Annotated in this window: 2 protein-coding genes; both read left to right on the top strand. The window is 46.2% G+C overall.

The window, feature by feature from the left end; all coding sequences use genetic code 11:
• Nucleotides 1-1,576: DUF1592 domain-containing protein (locus AC3A8L_RS20730; RefSeq protein WP_487964179.1), on the top strand; the 1,576-nt coding region annotated here is incomplete at its 5' end.
• 1 nt (nt 1,577) lies between these two features.
• Nucleotides 1,578-3,050 carry a DUF1552 domain-containing protein gene (locus AC3A8L_RS20725; RefSeq protein ID WP_487964178.1) on the top strand — a complete coding sequence of 491 codons (1,473 nt, stop codon included), beginning with the start codon at nt 1,578-1,580 and terminating at the stop codon, nt 3,048-3,050.
• Nucleotides 3,051-3,271: the final 221 nt, after the last annotated feature.

The following is a 3,271-nucleotide window of genomic DNA, read 5'->3' as shown; positions in this document are numbered from 1 at the left end:
ATTTGTGAAGTATACCGGCCCCGGCAGTATGGAGCCGTACATCGCCACAACAATGCCGTTAACTGATCCCAGTATGTGCGGCCAAGCCTGTGCGCAGAAGGTAACAGAATACATTTTTGATGTCCTGTACCCGCAAATCCCTCAAACGTTTGCAATGCAGCGGCTTAAAAATCAGCATTATTTTAAAACCGTGAATTTCCTACTAGCCGAGTTTGGCATCGGCATTTCTGGCTTGAGCCTACCTTCAGACCCCATCGAAAAAGGCTTTCCTGCTGGCACAGAATTGAGTGCATCACGGGTTTCAGCTTACAGTGCAAATGCTAATGTTTTAGCAGTTGAACTAGTCGATAAAGTTAGTGCTGATCCCAATCTTATTCGTTGTGCGAATACCTTGAACGAGCAGTGTGTTAAACGTTTTTATTTGGAGCTTGCTGAAAAAGCCTATCGCAGACCGCTCACACAAGATCAGATCCAGCGATTGAATACGGTTTATTCCGCCGGTGGCGCAAATGCAGCCGAAGGCCTTGGCTACGTGACGGGCTTCATTTTTCAATCGCCGGCATTTTTGTTTTACTTGGCACCCACCGACGAAAGCGGCAATTATACGCTGGCCAATCAACTCAGTTTTTTAATTTGGAATGAACCCCCTGATAGCCAATTACTAGAGGCTGCCAGTACCGGGGCTTTGAAACAGCCCGCGGTTTTCGAGCAACACGTAGACCGAATGCTGGCAAACGCTAAAGGCCAGCAGGCTATGGTTGATTTTGTCACTGAATGGATGCGCCTGAATAATATTGCGCGGCTATCAAAAGACACTCAAAAATACCCAAACTTTAACGCTCAAATTAACCAACAGATGTTGGCCGACGCCACTGCTTTTGTAGAAAATGCCATGGCGCAAACCGCTAGTTTTAATGCGCTATTCAGTGCTGATTATCAGTTATCAAATACACTGGTTAGCCAACTGAGTGTATTTAACGGTAATGTAAAACAGGACCGCCAAGGTTTATTAAGTCAGCCAGGGCTTTTAGCGTGGCTTGCTGGCCCCGCTAAACGCTCAGCCATTAAGCGCGGCACTTTTGTACTGGATAGCTTGCTGTGCGAAAAAATGGCGCCACCAGCCGATTTAAATTTGAACGAAGCCAAAGAAGAACTTGAGGATGACATTTCAAATTTGAGCCATCGCGCACAGGTCGTCAATTTAACCAAAGCCGACAATTGCATGGTTTGTCACAAGCGTATTAACCCACTCGGCTTTGGTTTTGAAAATTATGACGGTATAGGTTTACCAATCTCAGACGCGATTACAGAGACCGTTATTATTGGTGCAACAGAAAACGCGGCACAACAAGCGCTGATGTACCAGGGCACAGAAGCACTACAAAGCGCCCTACTCGGCACCCGACAACTGTCTGACTGCGCAAGCATAAAAGCACTGGGCTATGCCAACACCATTCCATACCCGCCTATTGCTCAGGTAAAAACAATTCAGTCCGAATTTCATCAAGCCGCAAGTATTGCCGGGCTATTTAAGGGTATTGCAATGACGCTAGTGAATGGCTCAGGGGAACTTTAAAATGATGAAAATGAATAGACGCCAATTACTCAAACTCAGTCGCGATACGGGCGTATCACTGGCCGCCTTACCACTACTAACACCGCTTAATAGTTTTGCGCAAACTAACGGTGTACGAGGAAATAAGCGCTTGCTGGTAGTTTGGCACCCGCACGGTATGCACCAGCCCAGCTGGACTTGCGGTGCAGGCTCTCGATCTGGCGACGACTGGCAGCTTAGCCGCGTGTTAGAACCCCTAAGCGCCGTAAAAAGCAAAACGAATATTATCGAAGGCGTTACTGGCGTATTTTCGAATGAAGACGAACGCCATCAGCGCGGCATGGTTGGACTGCTAACAGGCTGTGATTTATTTGCAGAAAGTAAATCTCTGGATCAAGTCGTAGCAGACTATTGGGGTGTTAAACCCTTATTACTGGGAACACAGGTAGAGCCCTTTTTATACAATTCAAAATCGGGTTATGAAAACTTCAGAATTAGTTTTCGAGGTACTGGCAAAGAAGGTGCGCAAATAGCCAATAACGATCCTTTTGCGGCGTATAAAAAAGTTTTTACCGGTGGCGGTGAAGATGCCGATATGCGCTTTGTAAATAATAAAAGCGTATTAGACGCCGTGCTGGCAGAAATCAACGCGGTAAAATCGCGATTAAGCCAGGAAGACTTTCATTTATTAGATGCGCATCAAACAAGTATTCGCGAAATAGAATGCTCGCTTTACGATGTGTATTGCGAAAATGAAATCGGTCAAAATCCACAAGCACTCAGTTGTAGCGCGCCGAATATTCGGCAAGCGCCGAACAACCTTGATGAATTCCTTCGCCAGCAAAGCAACTTCCCCGCAATTGCAAAACTACAGTCTGGTATTGCTAAGGTAGCCGTTGGTTGTGGGCTGGCACCGGTGACGGTACTGCAATTCGCAGCAACCGAAAGCACCCACACTTATTCGTGGGTACTTAATGAAGACGGACAGCCAGCAACATCAAGCGAGCACCACGGCCTAAGCCACTCTATTTATTTTGGCGGCCGAGCACAAAAAGATTTTAATGCGATTAATCGCTGGTATGCCCAACAAGTTGCCGACATTGCCACCTATCTCGACTCTATTCCAGAGGGTAATGGCACAGCACTGGACAATACGCTAATTTATTGGGGAACGTGTATGGGTAACCCTCAAGACCATTGGCAAAACAATTGGTCCTCGGTCACAGTGGGTAATGCCGATGGCTTCTTTCGAACAAATCAAAACCTTGATTTTAGGAACCCCACTGCCACACGCTGTTTTACAGAGCCCCAAAACTGTCATTTAGAACCAAGGTCACCAGTGAGCCAGGTAGATATAATAAATACGCTTGCCGCATCCATGGGTTTACCCGCTACAGATACCAACGCCGTAGTCGGTAATATTGACGTTGACCGGAATTCCGCAACGCACGTAAGCAGAGCATACAATGGCTTGGTGCGCGGCCTAATGTCATAGAGTTTTAACTTAAGGGCAGTTTTAACTTAAGGGCAACTAAGTAATACTTCGGCGTAATCTTCTCGCCTTTTTGGCTTTTCACTTATTTAACGGTGAAAAACAAAAACAAGAGCAACCCTAGGACGATACTGAAAGTCTTAGCGTTTATAGACTCTATTCGCTTCAGTAAGGGACGAGGAAACAATATTTCATCCACTAATGCTTGATCTCGACCTCCTTAT

Source organism: Marinagarivorans sp. (assembly GCF_982758155.1).
The sequence above is the reverse complement of the archived record's forward strand: the minus strand, read 5'-3'. Positions and strand labels throughout refer to the sequence as shown.